Origin of the sequence: Brachybacterium vulturis, assembly GCF_002407185.1 — a bacterium.
GTDB lineage: Bacteria > Actinomycetota > Actinomycetes > Actinomycetales > Dermabacteraceae > Brachybacterium > Brachybacterium vulturis.
This window is the reverse complement of record NZ_CP023563.1, coordinates 126536-145052: the sequence shown is the minus strand read 5'-3', so window position 1 is coordinate 145052 and position 18517 is coordinate 126536. Positions and strand designations below refer to the sequence as shown.

At 71.9% G+C, this 18517-nt stretch carries 20 protein-coding genes; 6 read left to right on the top strand and 14 right to left on the bottom strand.

The features are described from left to right. Position 1 precedes the first annotated feature (1 nt). Entirely contained in the window at positions 2-1078 is a 1077-nt protein-coding gene (locus tag CFK38_RS00625) for an ABC transporter permease (RefSeq protein WP_245851166.1), read from the bottom strand. Between the two features lie 294 nt (positions 1079-1372). On the opposite strand from CFK38_RS00625, the gene CFK38_RS00620 reads away from it, so the two are divergent. Both CFK38_RS00620 and CFK38_RS00615 read left to right on the top strand, forming a co-directional pair. Then, the gene (locus tag CFK38_RS00620) at positions 1373-2545 is read left to right on the top strand and encodes a Gfo/Idh/MocA family protein (RefSeq protein WP_096801328.1); all 1173 of its coding nucleotides are present in this window, start codon (positions 1373-1375) and stop codon (positions 2543-2545) included. 38 nt (positions 2546-2583) lie between these two features. Beyond that, positions 2584-4095 (top strand): arylsulfatase, encoded by a 1512-nt coding sequence (locus CFK38_RS00615; RefSeq protein ID WP_096801327.1) that lies wholly within the window; start codon positions 2584-2586, stop codon positions 4093-4095. Here CFK38_RS00615 and CFK38_RS00610 read toward each other — a convergent pair. The 3 genes from CFK38_RS00610 to CFK38_RS00600 all read right to left on the bottom strand — a co-directional run bounded on the left by CFK38_RS00610 (position 4073) and on the right by CFK38_RS00600 (position 5392). Further along, the gene (locus tag CFK38_RS00610) at positions 4073-4486 is read right to left on the bottom strand and encodes a hypothetical protein (RefSeq protein ID WP_245851165.1); all 414 of its coding nucleotides are present in this window, start codon (positions 4484-4486) and stop codon (positions 4073-4075) included. The genes CFK38_RS00615 and CFK38_RS00610 overlap by 23 nt on opposite strands. Positions 4487-4499: 13 nt before the next feature. After that, complete coding sequence (locus CFK38_RS00605; protein ID WP_096801326.1) at positions 4500-4838, bottom strand: MazG nucleotide pyrophosphohydrolase domain-containing protein; 339 nt, start codon at positions 4836-4838, stop codon at positions 4500-4502. Positions 4839-4921: 83 nt separating this feature from the next. After that, on the bottom strand, positions 4922-5392 hold the full coding sequence (locus CFK38_RS00600; protein ID WP_096801325.1) for a DUF4282 domain-containing protein: 471 nt from the start codon (positions 5390-5392) through the stop codon (positions 4922-4924). A 243-nt stretch (positions 5393-5635) separates the two neighbouring features. Between CFK38_RS00600 and CFK38_RS00595 the strand changes: the two genes are divergently transcribed. Beyond that, positions 5636-6652, top strand: a complete 1017-nt coding sequence (locus CFK38_RS00595; RefSeq protein ID WP_096801324.1) for a GDSL-type esterase/lipase family protein — start codon at positions 5636-5638, stop codon at positions 6650-6652. Positions 6653-6696: 44 nt separating this feature from the next. Here the strand turns inward: CFK38_RS00595 and CFK38_RS17460 are convergent, their stop codons facing one another. The 4 genes from CFK38_RS17460 to CFK38_RS00575 form a co-directional block, all read right to left on the bottom strand. Next, complete coding sequence (locus CFK38_RS17460) at positions 6697-6828, bottom strand: 50S ribosomal protein L31 (protein ID WP_245851268.1); 132 nt, start codon at positions 6826-6828, stop codon at positions 6697-6699. Beyond that, entirely contained in the window at positions 6825-8363 is a 1539-nt protein-coding gene (locus CFK38_RS00585; protein WP_096801322.1) for an FAD-dependent monooxygenase, read from the bottom strand. The genes CFK38_RS17460 and CFK38_RS00585 overlap by 4 nt, the downstream gene beginning before the upstream one ends. Positions 8364-8547: 184 nt before the next feature. Next, on the bottom strand, positions 8548-8784 hold the full coding sequence (locus CFK38_RS00580) for a hypothetical protein (protein ID WP_096801321.1): 237 nt from the start codon (positions 8782-8784) through the stop codon (positions 8548-8550). 524 nt (positions 8785-9308) lie between these two features. After that, positions 9309-9875 carry a helix-turn-helix domain-containing protein gene (locus CFK38_RS00575; RefSeq protein WP_096801320.1) on the bottom strand — a complete coding sequence of 189 codons (567 nt, stop codon included), beginning with the start codon at positions 9873-9875 and terminating at the stop codon, positions 9309-9311. Positions 9876-9959: 84 nt separating this feature from the next. Between CFK38_RS00575 and CFK38_RS00570 the strand changes: the two genes are divergently transcribed. Beyond that, positions 9960-11024, top strand: a complete 1065-nt coding sequence (locus tag CFK38_RS00570) for an NAD(P)/FAD-dependent oxidoreductase (RefSeq protein WP_245851164.1) — start codon at positions 9960-9962, stop codon at positions 11022-11024. Positions 11025-11142: 118 nt separating this feature from the next. Further along, positions 11143-11922: an NAD-dependent epimerase/dehydratase family protein gene (locus CFK38_RS00565; RefSeq protein ID WP_157773293.1), complete on the top strand. Its 780-nt coding sequence runs from the start codon at positions 11143-11145 to the stop codon at positions 11920-11922. Between the two features lie 95 nt (positions 11923-12017). Here the strand turns inward: CFK38_RS00565 and CFK38_RS00560 are convergent, their stop codons facing one another. The 6 genes from CFK38_RS00560 to CFK38_RS00535 all read right to left on the bottom strand — a co-directional run bounded on the left by CFK38_RS00560 (position 12018) and on the right by CFK38_RS00535 (position 16918). Beyond that, positions 12018-12968: a permease prefix domain 1-containing protein gene (locus CFK38_RS00560; RefSeq protein WP_096801317.1), complete on the bottom strand. Its 951-nt coding sequence runs from the start codon at positions 12966-12968 to the stop codon at positions 12018-12020. Between the two features lies 1 nt (position 12969). Then, positions 12970-13320: a PadR family transcriptional regulator gene (locus tag CFK38_RS00555; RefSeq protein WP_096801316.1), complete on the bottom strand. Its 351-nt coding sequence runs from the start codon at positions 13318-13320 to the stop codon at positions 12970-12972. 46 nt (positions 13321-13366) lie between these two features. Further along, positions 13367-14137 carry an ABC transporter ATP-binding protein gene (locus tag CFK38_RS00550; protein WP_096801315.1) on the bottom strand — a complete coding sequence of 257 codons (771 nt, stop codon included), beginning with the start codon at positions 14135-14137 and terminating at the stop codon, positions 13367-13369. Then, the gene (locus CFK38_RS00545) at positions 14134-15153 is read right to left on the bottom strand and encodes an ABC transporter substrate-binding protein (RefSeq protein WP_096801314.1); all 1020 of its coding nucleotides are present in this window, start codon (positions 15151-15153) and stop codon (positions 14134-14136) included. Before CFK38_RS00545 ends, CFK38_RS00550 begins: the two co-directional genes overlap by 4 nt. Before the next feature lie 103 nt (positions 15154-15256). Then, a complete protein-coding gene (locus CFK38_RS00540) occupies positions 15257-16411 on the bottom strand; it encodes a FecCD family ABC transporter permease (RefSeq protein ID WP_096801313.1) in 1155 nt (384 codons plus the stop codon). 84 nt (positions 16412-16495) lie between these two features. Then, entirely contained in the window at positions 16496-16918 is a 423-nt protein-coding gene (locus CFK38_RS00535; RefSeq protein WP_096801312.1) for an ArsR/SmtB family transcription factor, read from the bottom strand. A gap of 133 nt (positions 16919-17051) precedes the next feature. On the opposite strand from CFK38_RS00535, the gene CFK38_RS00530 reads away from it, so the two are divergent. Then, on the top strand, positions 17052-18398 hold the full coding sequence (locus CFK38_RS00530) for a NupC/NupG family nucleoside CNT transporter (RefSeq protein ID WP_096801311.1): 1347 nt from the start codon (positions 17052-17054) through the stop codon (positions 18396-18398). The last annotated feature ends 119 nt before the right edge of the window (positions 18399-18517 follow it).

The window sequence follows — 18517 nt, the reverse complement described above, 5'->3', positions numbered from 1 at the left end:
GTCAGCTCTCCCTGGTGCGGGGGTCAAGGAGGACGTACAGCGAGTCCGCGATGAAGTTCGCGATCAGCACGGCGAGCACGATCATCAAGAAGATGGCCTGCATCAGCGGGTAGTCCTTGGTGGTGATCGCGTTGAAGAGCAGGTAGCCCATGCCGGGGTAGGTGTACACGATCTCGGTCAGCACCACGCCGCCCAGGATCGCGCCGATCGAGGTGGCCAGGCCGGTGACGTTGGGGAGCATCGCGTTGCGCGCGGCGTAGCGGAAGGTCACGCGGCGATTGCTGAGTCCTTCTGCACGCGCCAGGGTCACGTAGTCCTCGCTGACGGTGGTGACCATCATGTTGCGCATCGCGAACAGCCACCCGGCGAAGCCGACGAAGATCGAGGTCAGGATCGGCAGTGCTCCGTACTGGAGGACGGAGACGAGGAACCAGAAGTTGGTGATCTCGAAGGGCACACTGGGGTCGTAGCCGCCGGAGGAGGGGAAGAGCCCCAGCGTCAGCGCGAAGATCCACAAGCAGACCAGGGCGACCCAGAACGAAGGCATCGACGAGAAGAACTGGGAGATCGGCGTGAGCCAGTTGTCCAGCTTCCCGCCGGGACGATAGCCGACGATGATGCCGAGCCCCGTGCCGACCACCCAGGCCACGATCGTGCTCACTCCGACCAGGAACAGTGTCCAGGGCAGGGCGGCGAGGATCAGGTCGAGCACCGGGGTCGGATAGCGGGAGACGGCGATGCCGAAGTCACCGGTGACGATGCTCCCGAGGTAGGAGACGTACTGCTCGAGCAGATTGGTGTTCGGGTCTCCGTACAGGGTCCGGATCGAGTCGAGCATCTCCGGGGTGAGCTGGGCGCCGGTCTGTCTGGTGATCTGCAGAGCGAGGGCCTGCGCAGGATCCCCCGGCATGAAGCGGGGGATCAGGAAGTTCAGTGTGAGGGCCACCCAGGCGGTCACGACGTAGAAGCCGGCCCGCTGCAGCAGGAAGGAACCGCCGCGGCCTCGCGCCCGCTTGGGCAGTGGTGCGGGGGAGATCGTTGCCGGGGTGCTCGGCACGACCTTCTGGGTATCGCTCACGGTGCCTCCGTTGGCGTCTCGATGTCGGTCGTCTCCCGCCACGGCAGGGCATCGGAGAGCGTCATCGACGCCTCTGCTAAACGGTTCACGCGGACTGTAGCACCTCGTCGTGAATCGGTTTACATGCGCTCTTCTCGTGGACGCCGGGCCCTCGGTACGAGGAGGGGCATGGGTTAGGCTCTCGTAAAACGCTTTACATCTGGGGCGGGCACAGCAGTCCGTGTCACGCTCAGGAGTCGTCGTCACCGCTGATGGGCGGAGAGTGCGGCGTCTCAGCCCTCAGGAAGGAACCTCATGGAAGACCTCAGGATCGGCGTCATCGGTTTCGGCGCGCGCCACTACCTCGCCACTCATGCCCACCAGCCCGGGGAGGGCTCTGCGGTCACGGTCGTCGCCGATCCCGGTGAGCGGGGGAAGGTGAATGCCCGGGAGGCGTTCGGTGAGGACATCCCGATCGTCGGCACCGTTGAGGAGCTGCTGTCCCATCACGACGTCGACGCGGTGATGATCCTGACGCCGGACTTCGCGCACGCCGCGGTCGCGCTGCAGACCCTCGGGGCCGGGATCCCCACCTTCTGCGAGAAGCCGATGGCGATCGGTGTGGAGGACACCGACGCGATGCTGGCGCTGGCGAAGGAGAAGCGGGCGCGGCTGTACATCGGCCACAACATGCGGCACATGCCGGTGGTGCGGCAGATGAAGGCGATCGTGGACTCCGGCCGGATCGGTCGGGTGCGGGCGATCTGGTGCCGGCACTTCGTGGGCGCCGGCGGCGACTTCTACTTCAAGGACTGGCACGCCGAGCGGGCGAAGTCGATGAGCCTGCTGCTGCAGAAGGGCGCCCATGACATCGACGTGATCCACTGGCTGGCCGGCGGCTACACCCGCCGCGTCTCCGGCATCGGGGATCTCGCCGTCTACGGTGACGTCACCGACCGCCGTGACAACTCCGACCGCCAGATGCGTGACTGGTACGACGCGGACATCTGGCCGCCCACCGCTCAGAAGGAGCTGAATCCCGTCATCGATGTCGAGGACATCTCGATGCTCCACATGACGTTGGACAACGGGGTGCTGGCCTCCTACCAGCAGTGCCACTTCACCCCGGATTACTTCCGCAACTACACGGTGATCGGGGACGCCGGCCGGATCGAGAACATGGGCGATGGCAGCGGGGACCAGATCCACATCTGGGAGTCCCGCCGCTCCGGCCCCGGCCGACCCGACGCCGTCGAGGTGGTCGCCCGCGCCGACGGCGGCCACGGCGGCGCCGATCCCAGCCTGGTCGCCGAGTTCCTGGCCTTCGTGCGCCATGGCGGCATCACCGACGTCTCCGCCGTTGCCGCCCGCGAGGCCGTGGCCACCGGGGTGTACGGCGCGGAGTCGATCCGCGACGGTGGGATGCCGTACGACGTCCCGGCCGTGCCGGAGGAGCTGCGCCGCTACTTCGACGAGGGGCAGGCGTGAACCGGATGCCCCGTCGCAGCCGGTCATAGGGTGGTCCGATGAGCGCCGCGAGCACCGACTCCGCCCCGCAGCCCGCGCGGCGACCGAACCTCGTGCTGGTCTGTGTGGACCAGATGCGGTTCGACGCCATGGGCTGCGCGGGCAACGAGCACATCGACACCCCGTACCTCGATTCCCTGGCCCGGCGCGGCAACCGCTTCACCCGCGCCTACTCCTCGACGCCGACCTGCATCCCGGCGCGGGTGGGCATGTTCACCGGCACGGGCCCTGAGACCCACGGCCGCTACGGCTACCGGGAGGGCATCAACTTCCCCGACGCGTACCCGACCACGCTGCCGGGCACCCTGCGGGAGCACGGGTACCAGACCTACGGCGTCGGCAAGATGCACGTGTTTCCCGAGCGGGCGCGCTGCGGCTTCGACGACGTGCAGCTGCACGACGGCTACCTGCACGTCAGCCGAGCAGAGTATCGCGGTGCCTCGGCCCGCGGCGACGACTACCTGCCCTGGCTGCGGGCGCAGACCGGCGATCCGGCTGCCGACTACCAGGACACGGGACTGGGCTGCAATTCGATGGTGGCCCGGCCCTGGGAGCGGGAGGAGCGGCTGCACCCCACCCGTTGGGTGGCCGATACCTCCTTCGAGTTCCTGAACCGGCGGGACCCCACTCGTCCGTTCTTCCTGTACATGTCTTTCCACCGCCCGCACGCCCCCTTCGACCCGCCCGGTTGGCTGTGGGACAAGTACTCCCGCCGCGACCAGCCGGAACGCCCGATGGGGGACTGGGTCGAACAGTTCGAGCAGTTCCGCCACGACGGTGACGACGAGGCCGAGTTCGCGCATCGTCCCCGGTCGCGGCACGACGCGGTGAAGGCCGGCTACTACGGCAGCATCGAGTTCATCGACTTCCAGATCAACCGCCTGATGGAGACCCTGCGCGACCAGGGCGTCGCCGAGGACACCGCGATCCTGTTCGTCTCCGACCACGGCGAGATGCTCGGCGACCACGATCTGTACCGGAAGTCCGTGGCCTACGAGGGCTCCAGCCACATCCCCTTCCTGCTGCACCTGCCGCCGCGGCTGCGGAAGGAATGGGGCCCGGCCGGTGACGTCGAGGCGATCGTGGAGCTGCGCGATGTGATGCCCACCCTGCTGGACCTGGCCGGGGTGCCGATCCCCGCACCGGTGACCGGCACCAGTGTGCGACGGACGGTGACGGAGGGCGCCGCGGTGCGCGACCACCTGCAGGGCGAGCACCTGATCCACCAGCTCGGTCGGCATTCCATGCAGTGGATCCTCACCGAGCGCCACAAGTACGTGTGGTTCTCCGGCGACGGGCGCGAACAGCTGTTCGATCTGCGTGAGGATCCCTACGAGTGCGTCGACCTGGTCGCGGCCGGGGAGCACGCGAATGAGCTCGCCCGTCACCGTGAGCTGCTGATCGCCCACCTCGAGGACCGCGAGGAGGGATTCGTCGACGACGGGGCGCTGGTGCCCGGCAGGCCGCTGCGCAGCGAAGCCGAGTGGGTCAGGCAGTTCGCGGCGGAGTGAGCGGCCAGTGCTCGTCATACGTGAACGGCACCGCCACCACCTGCACCGGGTCCTCGTAGACGATGCGCCCCGGTCGGGCGGTGCGCAGCTGGGTCCAGGGCACCTCGCAGCGGTCCAGCAGCTCCGTGTACCGCAGCGCCATCTGGAGCAGTTCGGTGGCGTCGTCCCTGAACCATGACCTCGCGCCGGGGTTGACGGCGGGGTCATAGCAGTCGGCGAGCACGGTGCTGGGGTCGGTGTAGGTGCGCTCGCCGTGCGCGTTCCAGCGGCGCACCTGTTCCTCATCGGTCGGGCTCAGCAGTCCGGCGTCGCGCAGGCCGTTCGCCATCGCGAAGACGCCCGGGAACACACCGCGACGATTCGGGACGGCGCTCTGGAGACGGATGAACACCAGGGTCCGCCGTTCAGGGGGCCGACGGGCCGGTGGCCGCCGGTGTGCTGCGCTCGTACCGGAACCATTTGTCGGCGACCGCCCGCTCGGGGTCGATGCCCATCTGGCGGGCGTAGACCAGGCACATGCCGAGCGCGTCGCCCAGCTCCTCCGCCACCACCCGTTCCTGCTCCTCATTGCTCAGGCCGCGGTCACGGCTCTGCCCGGTCGCGGTCAGATGTGCCTGCGCGAGCTCCCCGACCTCCTCGGTGAGCTTCAGCAGCGCCCAGCTCCCGGACCTCTCGATGCCGTAGAGCTCCGCGTACTGCGCGGAGAGCGCCTCGATCCGGTCCGTGATGTGGTTCAGCTCCATCCCTGAACCCTATGCGCGGGCGGCACCTGCCCGCCCAGGTGATCAGGTGCCCGTCGCAGCGGCGTGCCGCTGGGCGGCTCGCGTCAGCGACCTGCCTCCGTGGCGTCGGCGATGCGCTTCGTGTTCTGCGCGGTGCGGACCGTGGCGACGGCGAACTCCAGTCCCAGTCGCATGGCGATCAGCAGGATCACGGAGGGGATCCACCCGAAGAGGATGGCGAGGATCAGCGGTACGGCGTTGAAGCCCTGCTCACCGGTCCAGACGTCGGCGCCGAGTGCCAGGCCCATCAGAACTCCGGTGATCACCTGCACTGCCCAGTAGAGCGCGGCGACGATGAATGCGAGCACATAGATGAAGCTCGAGAACCTCACCGTGATGAAATGAGTGAAGGAGAAGTCGAACATGGCGCGGAAGAATCCGGCCTCTTGATGGCCGGCGGCCGCGGTCGAGCCCGCGACGGACTGGGGCCCATAGGCGAGATCGGGCCCGTAGGCGGAGTCGGGCGAGCTCGGGATGGGTGCGGGGCTCTCGTTCCCGTTGTATGGCTGTGTCATGGCGCGATCTCCTGCGGCGTGTGGTCGGTGGTGAGGGGCGACGGGCGCGGGGCAGTGGTGCTGGACGCCGGCGGGCTTCGTCGTCGCTGGTGCTGAGGCTATCCGAGGGGTCGGACGTGCGGAGTGCTCGACCACGTCGTCGGGCTCCGCGGCGGCGTGACGCCATGAGCACGGGCCGCCCGGTACGATCTGGCGCGTCCCGTCCTCACCCGCAGCATCGTCGCCGCCCCAGGAGTCATCCCGATGACCAGCACTGTCAGCACCCGCCGATCGATCTCACCGGCGGATCTTCCGGAGGCCTGGCACGGCGCCGCCACCTGGACCGCAGCGGCCCACGGACAGCAGCCGTGGCGGGTGCGACCCGAGCATCTCGAGCGGATCATGAGCGCCGAGGTCGACGAGCTGGCCCGGATCCCGAACGGGGTGCGGCTCGAGATCGAGACCGACGCGAGTGCCCTCGAGGTCTCCCTGACCACGAGCGAGGCCCCGGTGGGCTCCGTCTGCAGCCTCGACGTGGTGGTGGACGGGGAGCTGGCGGCGAGCCACGAGGCCCGCGGGCGCGTGAGCTTCCGCGTCGAGCTGCCGGGCCGACCCGCGCGGGTGGAGCTGTGGCTGCCGCATGCGGCGCCGACGGTGCTGCACGAGGTGGTCCTGGACGGCGCCACCGAGTGCGTGCCGGCCGCACCGCGCGGACCGCGATGGACCGTCTACGGCAGCTCAATCACCCAGTGCAACCAGGCGGTCAGCCCCACCGGCACCTGGCCCGCGCTGCTCGCCGCGCGGAACTCGTTCGAGCTGACGGCGCTGGGCATATCCGGGCAGTGCCACCTGGATCCGCCACTCGCCGAGACCATCGGCGCGTCCCGCCCGGACCTGGTCACGCTGTGCCTGGGGGCCAACATCTACGGGGCGGGCACCTTCACCGCGCGGAGCCTGCCGCCGATGGTGATCGGGTTCGTCGACCATGTGCGGCGCCTGACGGATGCCCCGATCGTGCTCATGAGCCCGACCACCGCCGGGCCTCACCGTGAGGAGCAGCCCAACAGCGCAGGCCTGGATCAGCGCGAGATCCGCGCACTGATCCACCGCGCGGTCGCGGTGCTGCAGCGGCACGACCCGCTGATCACCCTGATCGACGGCTCGGAGATCGTCACGGCGAAGGAGCTGCACCTGCTCGGTGACCTGCTCCATCCCACGCCGGAGGGCTACCGGGTGATGGCCGAGCGGGTCGCCCCGCGACTCGCCGCCGTGCTCGGCTGAGCGAGGGCGGGGCACGTCTCGGAACGAGTCGCAGCGGCGCGACCTCAGGCCGTAAGGCGGTGCGGCGTGACGATCGTGTCCGCGTAGCGGCGACGGAGGCGCTCCAGGTGGCCGGCGGTGTCGACCACGCCGGAGCGCCCGGTCCAGAACGGGTGCGAGGCCGCGCAGCGCTTCAGCCTCGCACCGCGTACGCGGCCAGCGCCTCCCGCACATCGGCCGTCGCCACCGCCCCGGCATGGACGGGCCAGGACGCCGCGACATACCCGTCGGGCCGCACCAGGTAGAGGCGGTCGGTGCGCAGTCGGCGCCGCGGATCCGGGGAGAAGGCGAACGGACCGTCGATCCAGTCGGCCACCGCGGCGGGCCGCACGGCGTCGGCCCCGTAGGTGTGCAGCTGCCAGCTCATCTCCCGCAGCATCTCGGCGTTCTCATCGGTCGGGGGCAGGCGCAGACCGACGGCGCGCTCCCGTGCCCACCGCGGCAACGGCTCGCCCTTCGGCACCGCGTGGTAGCGGATCCGGTACTGGCCGAGCAGCCCGGCCACGTGCGGTCCCAGCTCCGTGGCGAGCAGCCGTGGGACCAGGGCGCCCAGGACGTCGCGGGCCCGTCGGCGGAGGAGCCCGGTCCCGCGGCCCGGCCGGGCGATCAGACCGAAGGCGCGGTCGGTGGCGCTGATCAGGGTGAGCGCCACCGGTCGGCGCTCGCGCTCGAAGCGGTCCAGAGCCGAGTCGGCGAGGCGCCCGGCGGAGATGTCGGCCAGCAGGTGGGCCAGGTGGTGCCCGTCCTGCAGGCCGGTGTTCATGCCCTGCCCGCCCACAGGGGAGTGCACGTGCGCGGCGTCCCCGGCCAGCAGCGTCGGGCCGCGACGGAAGTGCGAGGCCACACGATGGTGCACCCGGTAGGCGGAGAACCAGTCCACCCTGTCGTAGGCGATCGCGAGGTCCTCGCGCATCCCCGCGAGCGCCTCCTCCTGCGCGGGCTCACGCTCTCCGTGCAACCACACCACCCGCACATGGCCGTCCGGGCCCATCGGGAAGGTGATCGCGAACCGCCGCTGCCCGAAGCGGGCCGTGAGCGAGTTCGCCGGAGAGCCGGTCACGCCGCGCAGGTCCGCGACGCAGAAGGTCGCCTCATCGGTGACCCCCTCGAAGGGGAGGCCCAGGGCGTGACGCACCGGGGAGCCCGCCCCGTCGGCCCCGATCACCCAGCGGGCCCGGATCCGCAGCGGGCCGTCGGGGCCCTCGACCTGCACCTCGACGGGACCCGCGACATCCGCCGGGGTCTCGAGGGCCGTGAAGCGATGGCCCCAGCGCACGGGAGCTCCCTCCTCGGCGAGCGTCCGCGAGAGCAGCTCCTCGTTCAGGGACTGCTCGAATACCTGTGCACCGGGAAACCGCGTCCACCCCTCCTGCAGGGGGCCGAAATCTACTCCCGGGGCGGCATCGGGTCCGAGCTGTATGCGCTGGGCCGGATTGGCGCCGGCGAGCACCTGCTGGGCGAGCCCCAGCTGATCGTAGATCTCCATGCTGCGGGCCTGGACCACGAGCGCCCGCGACTCCCGGGTGGGTCCGCTCTTCCCATCGATCACCAGGGAGTCGACGCCGCGGCGGTGCAGGACCAGGCCTGCCATCAGCCCGGTCGGGCCTGCGCCGACCACCAGCACCTCGGTCTCCAGCGGGCCGGCGGTGGTGCCGGGGGATGTGGTGGGCATGGCGGGCCTCTTCTCGACGCGGCGACGGATCGCTCCTGGTGCCACGGTAGACCCCGATGGCTCGCCGCGCTCCCGCGATGCCGAGCGAACCGCCCGGGACGCCGAGGCTCGCTGGGGTGTGCTGTCCGCGCAGAGCTCGGTGCCGAGTGCCGGTGCCGCGCTCGCCGGGCAGATCGGAGCTGCCTCAGGCGGCGGTGCCTGCCAGGTCGCGGTGGCGGCCCTTGCCGCTCTCCCGCGCGAAGTGCGCCGCGGAGGACAGGTCCACCTCGACGACGGGGTAGATGTTCCCGTCCTCCCAGGTGGTGGAGTGCTCCGAGGTGCGGGTGGAACGGGTGAGGTAGCGCAGGCCTGCGCTCTGGTCGCGGAATACGACGAGAGGCTGCTGTGCGCGGTCGGGACGTCGATGATCGGTGTGCTGCATGGTGTTTCTCCTTCGAGGTCGGCGTAGGGCCGACCGAATGTTCGAGTGCCGGCGGGATGCCGGGATGCGCGATCTGCGCGGGGGTGACCGGTCCGCTGGGGCGGACGATCGCCGGGCCGCATCCGCTGGGGCGGACGATCGCCGGGCCGCATCCGCTGGGGCGGACGGGCCGGTGGCGCGCACCGATCGCGATGCTCCACGGGAGGCCGCCTGGTCGGCGGGATGGAGGCGGTGCGAGGGCGCAGGCCGTGCGAGTCGGGCTCCGGTGCGCTGCCGTCATGGCAGTGCGCTGGGCCGCGAAGCTCGCGGTGGTCGAGCGGGCGGTGTCAGCGCCCTGGTGGCGGGTCTCTCCGCCGGGATGGCGACGAGGTCGCCGGTCCGAATCGCGGGCTTCGACCACCCGGGACCACGACGGACGCTACCAGGGATCAACCACAATGCCCAGGGGATTATTCCCCGGAGCTCTCGGGCACGGCGCGTCACCGCGCAGCGGGCCCTTCCTGCGGTGCCGGTCCTGCGTCCCGTCAGTCCTCTCCGTCGTGCTCGTGGCCGCGCCGTGCCTCGGGGTCCACGATGAGCAGCACATCGACCGGGCCGCCCTCGGCGCCGAAGGCGTGGGGGAGCATGGTGTCGAATTCGGCGCACTGGTTCTCGGTGACCCGGTAGCGGCGTTCGCCCAGCAGCAGGGTGAGGGTGCCGGAGAGCACCACCAGCCACTCGTGGCCGGGATGGGCGCGCATCCGTTCCCGCGCCGGCGGCGGCCCGGTGACCCGTCGGCGGAGGATCACCGTGTTCGGGGCGTGGCGGATCCGCCAGCGCAGCGCGTCCGTGCCGTGCTCCGCGGTCGCGTTCGAGACCACCTCCTCGGCCTGTGTCTCCACGAGCTCGTCGAGGCCCGTGTCCAGGGCGCGGGCGAGCACCACCAGCTGGTCCAGGGCGAGGCGGCGCTGCCCGTTCTCGATGCGCGACAGGGTGGAGGGGCTGAGATGGGCGCGGGCCGCGAGATCCCCCAGGGACAGGCCCTGGGCGAGACGCAGCGCACGCAGCCGTTGGCGCACCAGGCCGTCCACACCCTCAGAAGTTTGCGTCATGAGCAAGAGGCTATGCCTTGGCGGCAAGGCGTGTCTACGGTCGGGGCATGCCTCCCGTCGGAGGCCCCCACCGAGAGGACACCCGTGATCACCATCGACCCGCAGACCACCACCGCCGACGATTCCGCCGTCGTGCCCACCGTCGCCGAGGCCGGTGCCACCACCGATGCGCTCCCCGCCACCGTCGTCGACGCCGCCGTGATCGGGGGCGGCGCCGCCGGCCTCAGCGGCGCCCTGATGCTCGCCCGCTCCCGCCGCAGCGTCGTCGTCATCGACTCCGCCGCGCCCCGCAACGCCCCTGCCGAGGGCATCCACGCCCTGCTCGGCAACGAGGGCACCGCGCCCGCGACGTACCTGGCCCGCGGCCGCGCCGAGGTGCGGCAGTACGGTGGCCTGATCGTCGCCGGAGAAGTCACCTCGGCCCGCGCCGCCGACCCGTCGGCCGAAGGGGACCTGCGCTTCACGCTCACCCTCGCGGACGGACGCACCCTCACCGCTCGCCGACTCCTGGTCGCCACCGGGATCCGCGACGAGCTGCCCGAGATCCCGGGCCTGGCCGCGCACTGGGGCACGAATCTCGTCCACTGCCCCTTCTGTCACGGCTGGGAGGTGCGCGACCGGGCCATCGGCGTGATCGCGACCCGTGCTATGTCCTTCCACCAGGTGCTCATGTTCCGGGCGCTCTCCGAGGACGTCACCGTGTTCGTGGCCGAGGGGCTCGAGATCGACCCCGGGACCCGCGAACGCTTCACGGCGCTCGGGGTCACCGTCGTCGAGACCGGGATCGAGGAGATCGTCGCGGACGCTGAGGGCAGCCTCGCCGGAGTGCGCCTCGTGGGCGGGGAGCTGGTGCCCCGCAGCGTGCTGACCACCGCGACCGTGATGCTTCCGCGACTGGACGGCCTCGAGGACCTCGGGCTCCAGGTCGAGGACCTGCCCGCCGAGATGGGGCGGAAGATCGCCACCGGCAGCGCCGGCGCCACCGAGGTGCCCGGGGTGTGGGTCGCCGGCAACGCGGCGGACCCCAGCGCGCAGGTCGGGGCCGCGGCCGCCGGCGGTGCGCTCGCCGGCGGCCACATCCACGGGATGCTGGTCATGGCCGACGCCGACGCCGCGGTGGCCGCGCACCGGGCTCGCGTCGCAGCCTGACGTCGCCGATCCCGCGCCCGGTCGTCAGGGTCCTGGCGGGGAGCCGGGGGCGCGGGCACCCGGTTCGGGGTGTGCCCCATCTCTCGCGCCGATGGCCGGGCTCTGCGACGATCACCCCATGCGCATCGCACTGATCGGCGGCAAGGGCGGGGTCGGCAGCTCCCTGGTGGAGGCCTGGCGGGCCGAGCACGAGCTGACGGTCCTGGACCGCGGCGCCGCCCCGCTGCCCGGCGTGCGGGACGTGGTCGGGGAGGCGGATGATCCCGCCGCGCTCACCGCTGCTCTCGAGGGCGCCGAGGCCGTGGTGCATCTGGCCGCCCAGCTCCCGAACGGCAGCGAGGCGGAGCAGCTGCCGGGCACCGCCGCCGCGATCGGGGTGAACGTCGGCTCGGTACTGCTGGCCATGCGGCTCTCCCGGCGCCTCGGCCTGCGCTCCTTCGTGCACATCAGCTCGCTCGACGTCTTCGCCCGATACGGCGAGGTGCCGATCCCGGCCGGGGCCCTCCCGGATGCGACGGCCCTGTACGGCCTCTCGAAGCGGTTGGCGGAGCAGGCGCTGCGCCTGTCCCTCGACGGCCCCGCGCCCACGGCGGAGGAGGGGCCGCTGACCATCACCTCGCTGCGCCTGGCCTTCCCGACCACCGCCGAGGCCTGGCCCCGCTGGATCACCCCGCTGCGGCAGGAGCAGGCCGAGCCGGTGCTGCACACCCTGGAGGACGGCACCCCGATCAGCTCCCTGCATCCGGAGGATCTGGCGGCGGCGGTGATGGCTGCACTGCGGCGCGAGCGCGGCGGGGCCTACGAGGCGATCGCCGTCACCGCCGCCGCCCACTCGATCGCCGACGACTCCGCGGCGCGGCTGCTGGGCTGGCATCCCCGGCACGTCCTCGGGGACTGAGGACCGGCGGTCACCGCTGCACCTGTGGACACCTGCGGAAGGCGCGGCCGGCCCGCTCACGGTCCGCTCACCCACCGCTCCTGCCCCGCACCGCGTCAGCGCCGGCGATCACGGGCAGTCTTCACCCAGCCGTCGACGATGTCCCAGAGGGCGATGCCCACGATGAGCAGCACCAGCGCGATCCCCAGGATCCGCATCGACTCCGCGTCCACGCCGTGACTGCGGGCGGCCGCGAGCAGTTCCGGGTTCAGCAGCTGCTCCCGGCCCAGCAGGGTCAGCGACCAGCTCATGAAGCCCACCGCGAGCGCGGAGTTCGCCACCGCCGTCCCGATGCTCCAGCGGCCGCGCCGGTAGATCACCACGGCGAGTGCGGCCTCCAGCAGCACCAGCGCCACCAGGACCAGGATCCCGGCGGACCAGAGGCCGGGATGGAGGGCCTGCAGGGTCTCGCCGTCCACGGTGGCCAGGCCCCGCAGTCGGTCCCAGGCGAGGGCGCCGAGCGCCAGGGCCAGGAAGCTCAGCGAGGCGATCAGGTCCGCCCGGCCGGTGCCGGTGCTCCGCTGCTCCGGGAGCTGATCCACGGTCCAGGTCAGGCCGGTCTCCGCGCCGCTGCGTTCGAGGACCGCGAACGCCACGGTCACCCAGAACGCGATATGGACGGCGACGGAGAGGCCGACGCTGATGACCTCGCCGATCACGTCGCCGACGCTGCCGCCGGAGAGGCCCTCGACGAGGCCGACGATGACCGCGACGACGGGCACGACGATCATCAGCACCAGCCGCAGGAGACGGAGCCAGGTGAGGAAGTAGCGCGGTCCGATCAGCTGGAGCGGCCGGTCGGCGTAGCCGGCCGCGAGCACGGCGGGATCCCCGAGCTCGGTGAGGACGGCGCGTTCGGCGGCGCGAGGGTCCTCACCCTGGGCGAGGCGGGCCTCGACGGCGTCGGCGATGGAGGCGGAGAGCTCCTCGCGGACGTCCTCCTGGACCTCGGTCGGCAGGGAGCGGACGGTGGCGTCGATGTAGCGGGTGGTGAGTGTCGCGGGCATGTCAGTGCTCCTCGCCGGAGACAGGGTCGGTGGTGGTGAGAGAACGGATCGCGCCGGTCAGGACGCTCCACTCCGCGGTCAGGGTGTTCGCGAGGCGCTCACCCTCGGGTGTGGTGCGGTAGAACTTCCGCGGCCGGGCCTCGTCGGTGTTCCACTCGCTGGTGAGGAATTCCTGCTTCTCGAGTCGTCGCAGCAGGGGGTAGAGCGTGTTGGCGTCGGTTCTGAACCCGTGGCGCTCGAGATCCTCGAGCAGGCCGTAGCCGTACCCGGGGGTGCGCAGCAGCTGCAGGCATGCCAGCACCACGGTGCCGCGGCGCAGCTCCTGCAGATGGAGATCGGGAGGAACGCTCATACGCCACACCATAGTGTGTGACGCACAGTGTTGTCCATGGTGAGATCTACAGCCCTCGGAACAGGAGCTGTGCGGTCCCGTCGGCGGCGGTCCGACGCTCCGCCGCGACCGCGTACATCTCGCCGACCAGTGCCTCATCGAGCACCTCGGACGGCGGTCCGTCGGCCTGGATCCGGCCGCCCGCCAGCACCACCACCCGGTCGCAGTAGCGGGCGGCGAGGTTCAGATCATGCAGCACCACGATCGTGGTCAGGCGCTGCGCGCGCACCAGCTGGAGGGTGTGGTGCTGGGCGCCGATGTCGAGGTGGTTCGTCGGCTCGTCGAGCAGCAGCAGGCGCGGCTGCTGGGCCAGGGCCCGGGCGATCAGCACCCGCTGGCGCTCGCCGCCGGAGAGGGTGGAGAGGTCCTGGCGGGCCAGGTGCAGGGCGCCGGCCAGCTCGAGGGCCTCGGCGGCGAGGCGCTCATCGGCGCCGGTGGTGGCGCCGAAGACGCCGCGGTGGGGCAGTCGCCCCAGCATCACCGCATCGGCCGCGGTGATCGGCAGCTCGGAAGGGCTGTCCTGCGCCATCACCGCGAGGTGACGCGCCCGCTCACGCCCGGACAGCGTGGCGAGATCCCGGCCCTCGAGCCGCACCTGCCCGGCATCGGGCACCAGGTCCCGGTGCAGGATCCGCAGCGCGGTGGTCTTCCCGCTGCCGTTGGGGCCCACCAGCCCCACCACCTCGCCCCGGTGGGCGGTCAGGTCCACCCCCTGCAGGACCTCGAGGGCCCCGAAGCGGTGGGTGAGTCCGCGCGCCTCGAGCACCACCTCGCTCATCCCGCCTGCTCCTGCTCGCTCAGCCAGTCGCCGATCCGTTCGAGCCCGTCGACGATCAGCGGCGAGGCGGGCTCGGTGAAGTTGAACAGCAGCGGCAGCACCGCGCTGTCCTGCACGGCGCGGAGCGAGTCGAGGCGGCTGCTGCCGAGCAGCTCGGTGAGCAGCTCCTCCTCGGGGACGGTGCCCTCGTGCAGCACGATGAGCAGGTCGGGGTCGGCCGCCAGCAGCGGTTCGGTCCCGCTCTCGAACACCCGCTGCGCGGTGCCGGCGAACACGTTCTCGATCCCCAGGGCGTCCAGCTGCGCGGTGGCCATCGAGGGCGCGCCATAGGCGTACAGCGGTCCGCCACCGGCGCTCGCGTACAGCACCGCCGCGGTGCTCACCCCGAGCGGGAGCGCGGCGGCGGTCTCGATCCGCTCCTGCAGCGCTCCGACCAGTGCCACGGCCTCGGCCGCGCGGTCGAACACCGCCCCGTACGTGCTGATCTCCTCGAAGAGCATCTCGAAGCGCGCCCGCTCCTCGAGGCCGCCGCAGTACGAGCGCGGGATCAGCACCTCGGCGCCGGCGGCGCGCAGCCCCTCGCGGGTGACGCCGTCGGGCAGGCCCAGCACCAGGTCCGGCCGCTGCGCGATCACCACCTCCTGGCTGATCTGCAGGTGACCGGTGGTGTCGATGTCCTCGGAGAGCACCGGGATCCCCGCGAGGCGGCCGGTGAGGTCGTCGTCGTAGTAGCCCTCCGGGAAGGAGCCGGCGCGGGCGACGACCCGGTCCAGCACCCCGAGCCCGGCGAGGGTGGTCACCGGGGCGCTGTCCAGGAGCACCACCCGCTCGGGCGCCGCCGGGAGGACCACCTCGGCGTCGCAGTCGGTGAGGGTCAGGGGGAAGCCCTCGTCGGAGCCCCCGTCCTCGCCGCTCGCCTGCGCGCCGTGGCCGGAGGCGGTGCAGGCGGTCGCTCCGAGACCGAGGACCCCCAGGAGGGAGGTCATCACGGTGCGGCGGGTGGGGGAGGAGGTCATGGTCGGCCCTTCGGGAGACGGCGGATGAGCGCGGAGGAGGAGCGGGAGACAGGGGCGCCGGGAGCGCGGAGCCCGGACGATGAGCCGGGAGGATGCCCCGGGCTCACCCCTCCCGCGCCTGCATCCGGCGGATCAGGATCAGCAGGAACGGCGCGCCCACGGCCGCGGTGATCACCCCGATGGGCAGCTCCCGCGGCGCCATCACCAGGCGCGCGACGACGTCGGCCCACACCAGGAACCCGGCCCCCAGCAGCGCGCTCGCCGGGATCGCGACCCGGTGGCGGGATCCCACCAGGCGCCGGGCCAGGTGCGGGATCACCAGGCCCACGAAGCCGATCGCCCCGGCGCCGGCCACGGCGGCCGCGGTGCACAGCGAGACCACCACCAGCAGTCCGATGCGGGCGCGGTCCGGGGAGATGCCCAGGCCGTGGGCGATGCCGTCCCCGGCGGCGAGGGCATCCAGCAGCGGGGCCCGGGCGGTGAGCACCAGGGTGCCGAGCAGCCCGGCCACCAGCGCGATCACCAGGAAGGCGTTCCACTGGCCCAGGGACAGCGAGCCCAGCATCCAGAACATCACCGAGCGCGAGCCCTCCGCGGAGTCGGAGGAGAAGATCAGCAGGCTGGTCACTGCGGAGAGCGCGTAGCCGACCGCCACCCCGGACAGCAGCAGCCGCAGCGAGGTGACGCGTCCGTTGCTGCGCGCGATGACGAACACCAGCAGCGCCGCGGCGAGCGCCCCGACGAAGGCCAGCACCGGTTGCGCGTACTCGCCCAGCGCCGCACCCACGCCGAACAGGATCGCCGCCGCCGCACCGGTGGAGGCGCCGCCGGAGACGCCGAGGATGTACGGGTCGGCCAGCAGGTTGCGCACCATCGCCTGCAGCGCCGCACCGCTGATCGCGAGGCAGGCCCCGACCGCCGTCCCCATCAGCACCCGTGGCACCCGGACCGACCAGATGATCGCCTCGGCCGCCGGGTCGGTGGGCGCGGCGACCGGGAGCCCGAGGTGATGGGCGATGACCTGCAGCGTGACCGCGGGGGAGAGCGGGACCGGGCCGATGCCCACGCACAGCAGGAGGCTGAGAGCGACGAGACCTCCGAGCACGGCGAGGAGCAGGGTGCTGCGGCGGGCGCGGGAGCGCAGTCCGAGGGGATCGCGGGATGCCGGCGACGCTGCGGCCAGCGGGTCAGCGGTCGACGATGCGGCGGCCGGCGGCGGAGCAGCCGACGGCGCGGAGGTGCGGTGGGTGGTGGTCATGACCCTCCTTCCCGATCACTTGCACAAAGGTACAAGTATCGGCAGGGTCGCAGAGCGGCGTGCCGCGGAGTGTCGGCGAGCGGTTCAGCCGTGGCCGTGCGGCGGCTCCCCGGCGTGCTCCCCCGGGTGATGGACCCCGGGCAGGTGCGCGGAGCCGAGCTGGTGCAGCAGCTCGTGGATGGATCCCTCGGCCAGCTCGTACCGCACCTCGCGGCCCGCCCGCCGGGCCCGCACCCAGCCGGCCTCCCGCAGCACCGCCAGGGCGTGCGAGGTGGTCGACTCGTGCGCGCCGAGCACGCTGGCGAGGTCCGAGCTGCGCACCCCGGGGTGGGCGTGCAGGCAGAACAGGATCTGCAGGCGCCGCGGGTCGGAGAGCAGCGCCATGCGCCCGGCCAGCTCCTCCACCCCGTCGGCCCGGGCGAGCAGTTCCCGCAGTTCGGCGACCAGCGCCTCGTCCGGCACCTCCGCGGCGGAGGCGCGCACGTGCAACGGCCGGGCTCGATCCATGGGGACACCGTAGTCGGGTGCCCGCGACCCGTCGGCCCCGCGCCGTCCAGCTGCTCGGCCCCTCCGCGCGCCTCGCCCCTAGACTGGCCCGCACGACATCGCTCTGTTCCCGATCCACAATGAGGTGAGCGTGATGATCGACCTGCTGTGGGGCATCGGCGGGATGGCCGGGCTCCTTCTCATCGCCGTCGCGCTGTCCAGCGATCGCAGGGCGATCCGGCTGCGCACCGTGATCGGTGCTTTCGCGATCCAGCTCGGTCTGGGGGTGATGGTCCTGTACTGGGGACCGGGCCAGTGGGTGCTGGAGAAGGTCTCCGCCGGTTTCCAGGCCGTCATCGACACCTCGGGCGCCGGCATCTCCTTCCTGTTCGGGCCGCTGCTGCCGAAGGAGGGCGAGGGCAGCATCTTCGCGCTCCAGGTGCTGCCGGTGATCGTCTTCTTCGCCTCGCTGACCGCAGTGCTCTACCACTGGAAGATCCTGCCGAAGGTGGTCCAGTGGCTCGGCGGGGCGCTGGGCAAGGCCCTCGGCACCAGCTACGGCGAGTCCGTCAACGCCGCCGCGAACATCTTCGTGGGCCAGACCGAGGCGCCGCTGGTGATCCGCCCCTACGTCAAGGGCCTGTCCCGCTCCGGCCTGTTCGCGGTGATGGTGGGCGGCCTCTCCACCGTCGCCGGCTCCGTGCTGGTGGGCTACTCGCTCCTGGGCGCGCCGCTGGAGTACCTCATCGCCGCGAGCTTCATGGCGGCGCCGGGCGCGCTGCTGATGGCCAAGATCCTGGTGCCGGAGAACGACCCGGACGCGGTGGCGCGGGAGGCCGCGCTCGTCACGGCCGACAGCCGCGGGCGCTCCGCGCGATCGGCCGACGCGGCGGGGACCGGCACCACCACCACCGCCACGGCCGACGGAGAGAGCGCAGCGGAGGCCCCCGCCCCGGACCGCGAGGACGAGGAGACGGACACCGGGTACGCGAACGTCATCGATGCCGCCGCCGGCGGTGCGGCCGACGGGCTCAAGCTGGCCGTGAACGTCGGCGCCATGCTGCTCGCCTTCATCTCGCTGATCGCCCTGATCAACCTGCTGATCGGACTCGTCGGCGGCTGGTTCGGCGCCGGCGACCTCACCTTCGAGCAGATCCTGGGCTGGCTGTTCGCACCCATCATGGCGATGATCGGGGTGCCCTGGGACGAGGCGGTCGCCGCCGGCAGCTTCGTGGGCCAGAAGGTGGTCGTCAACGAGTTCGTGGCCTTCTCCGACTTCGCACCGCAGATCGAGACCTTCAGCCCGAAGACCGCCGCCATCACGAGCTTCGCGCTGACCGGCTTCGCGAACCTCAGCTCCCTGGGGATCCTGCTGGGCGGGCTCGGCGGCATCGCTCCCGAGCGGCGCTCCGAGATCGCGCAGCTGGGGCTGAAGGCGATCCTCGCCGGCACCCTCGCGAACCTCATGAGCGCCACCATCGCCGGGATCATGATCGGCTGACCGTCGATGCCGGACCCTTCACGCAGGAAGGACGACGGCACTGCCGTGGCATCGCACCGGTCGTGCCGAGCGGCGACGCGCACGGCCCGCCCGGTGAGCGGCTCCGCACCCGCGCGAGA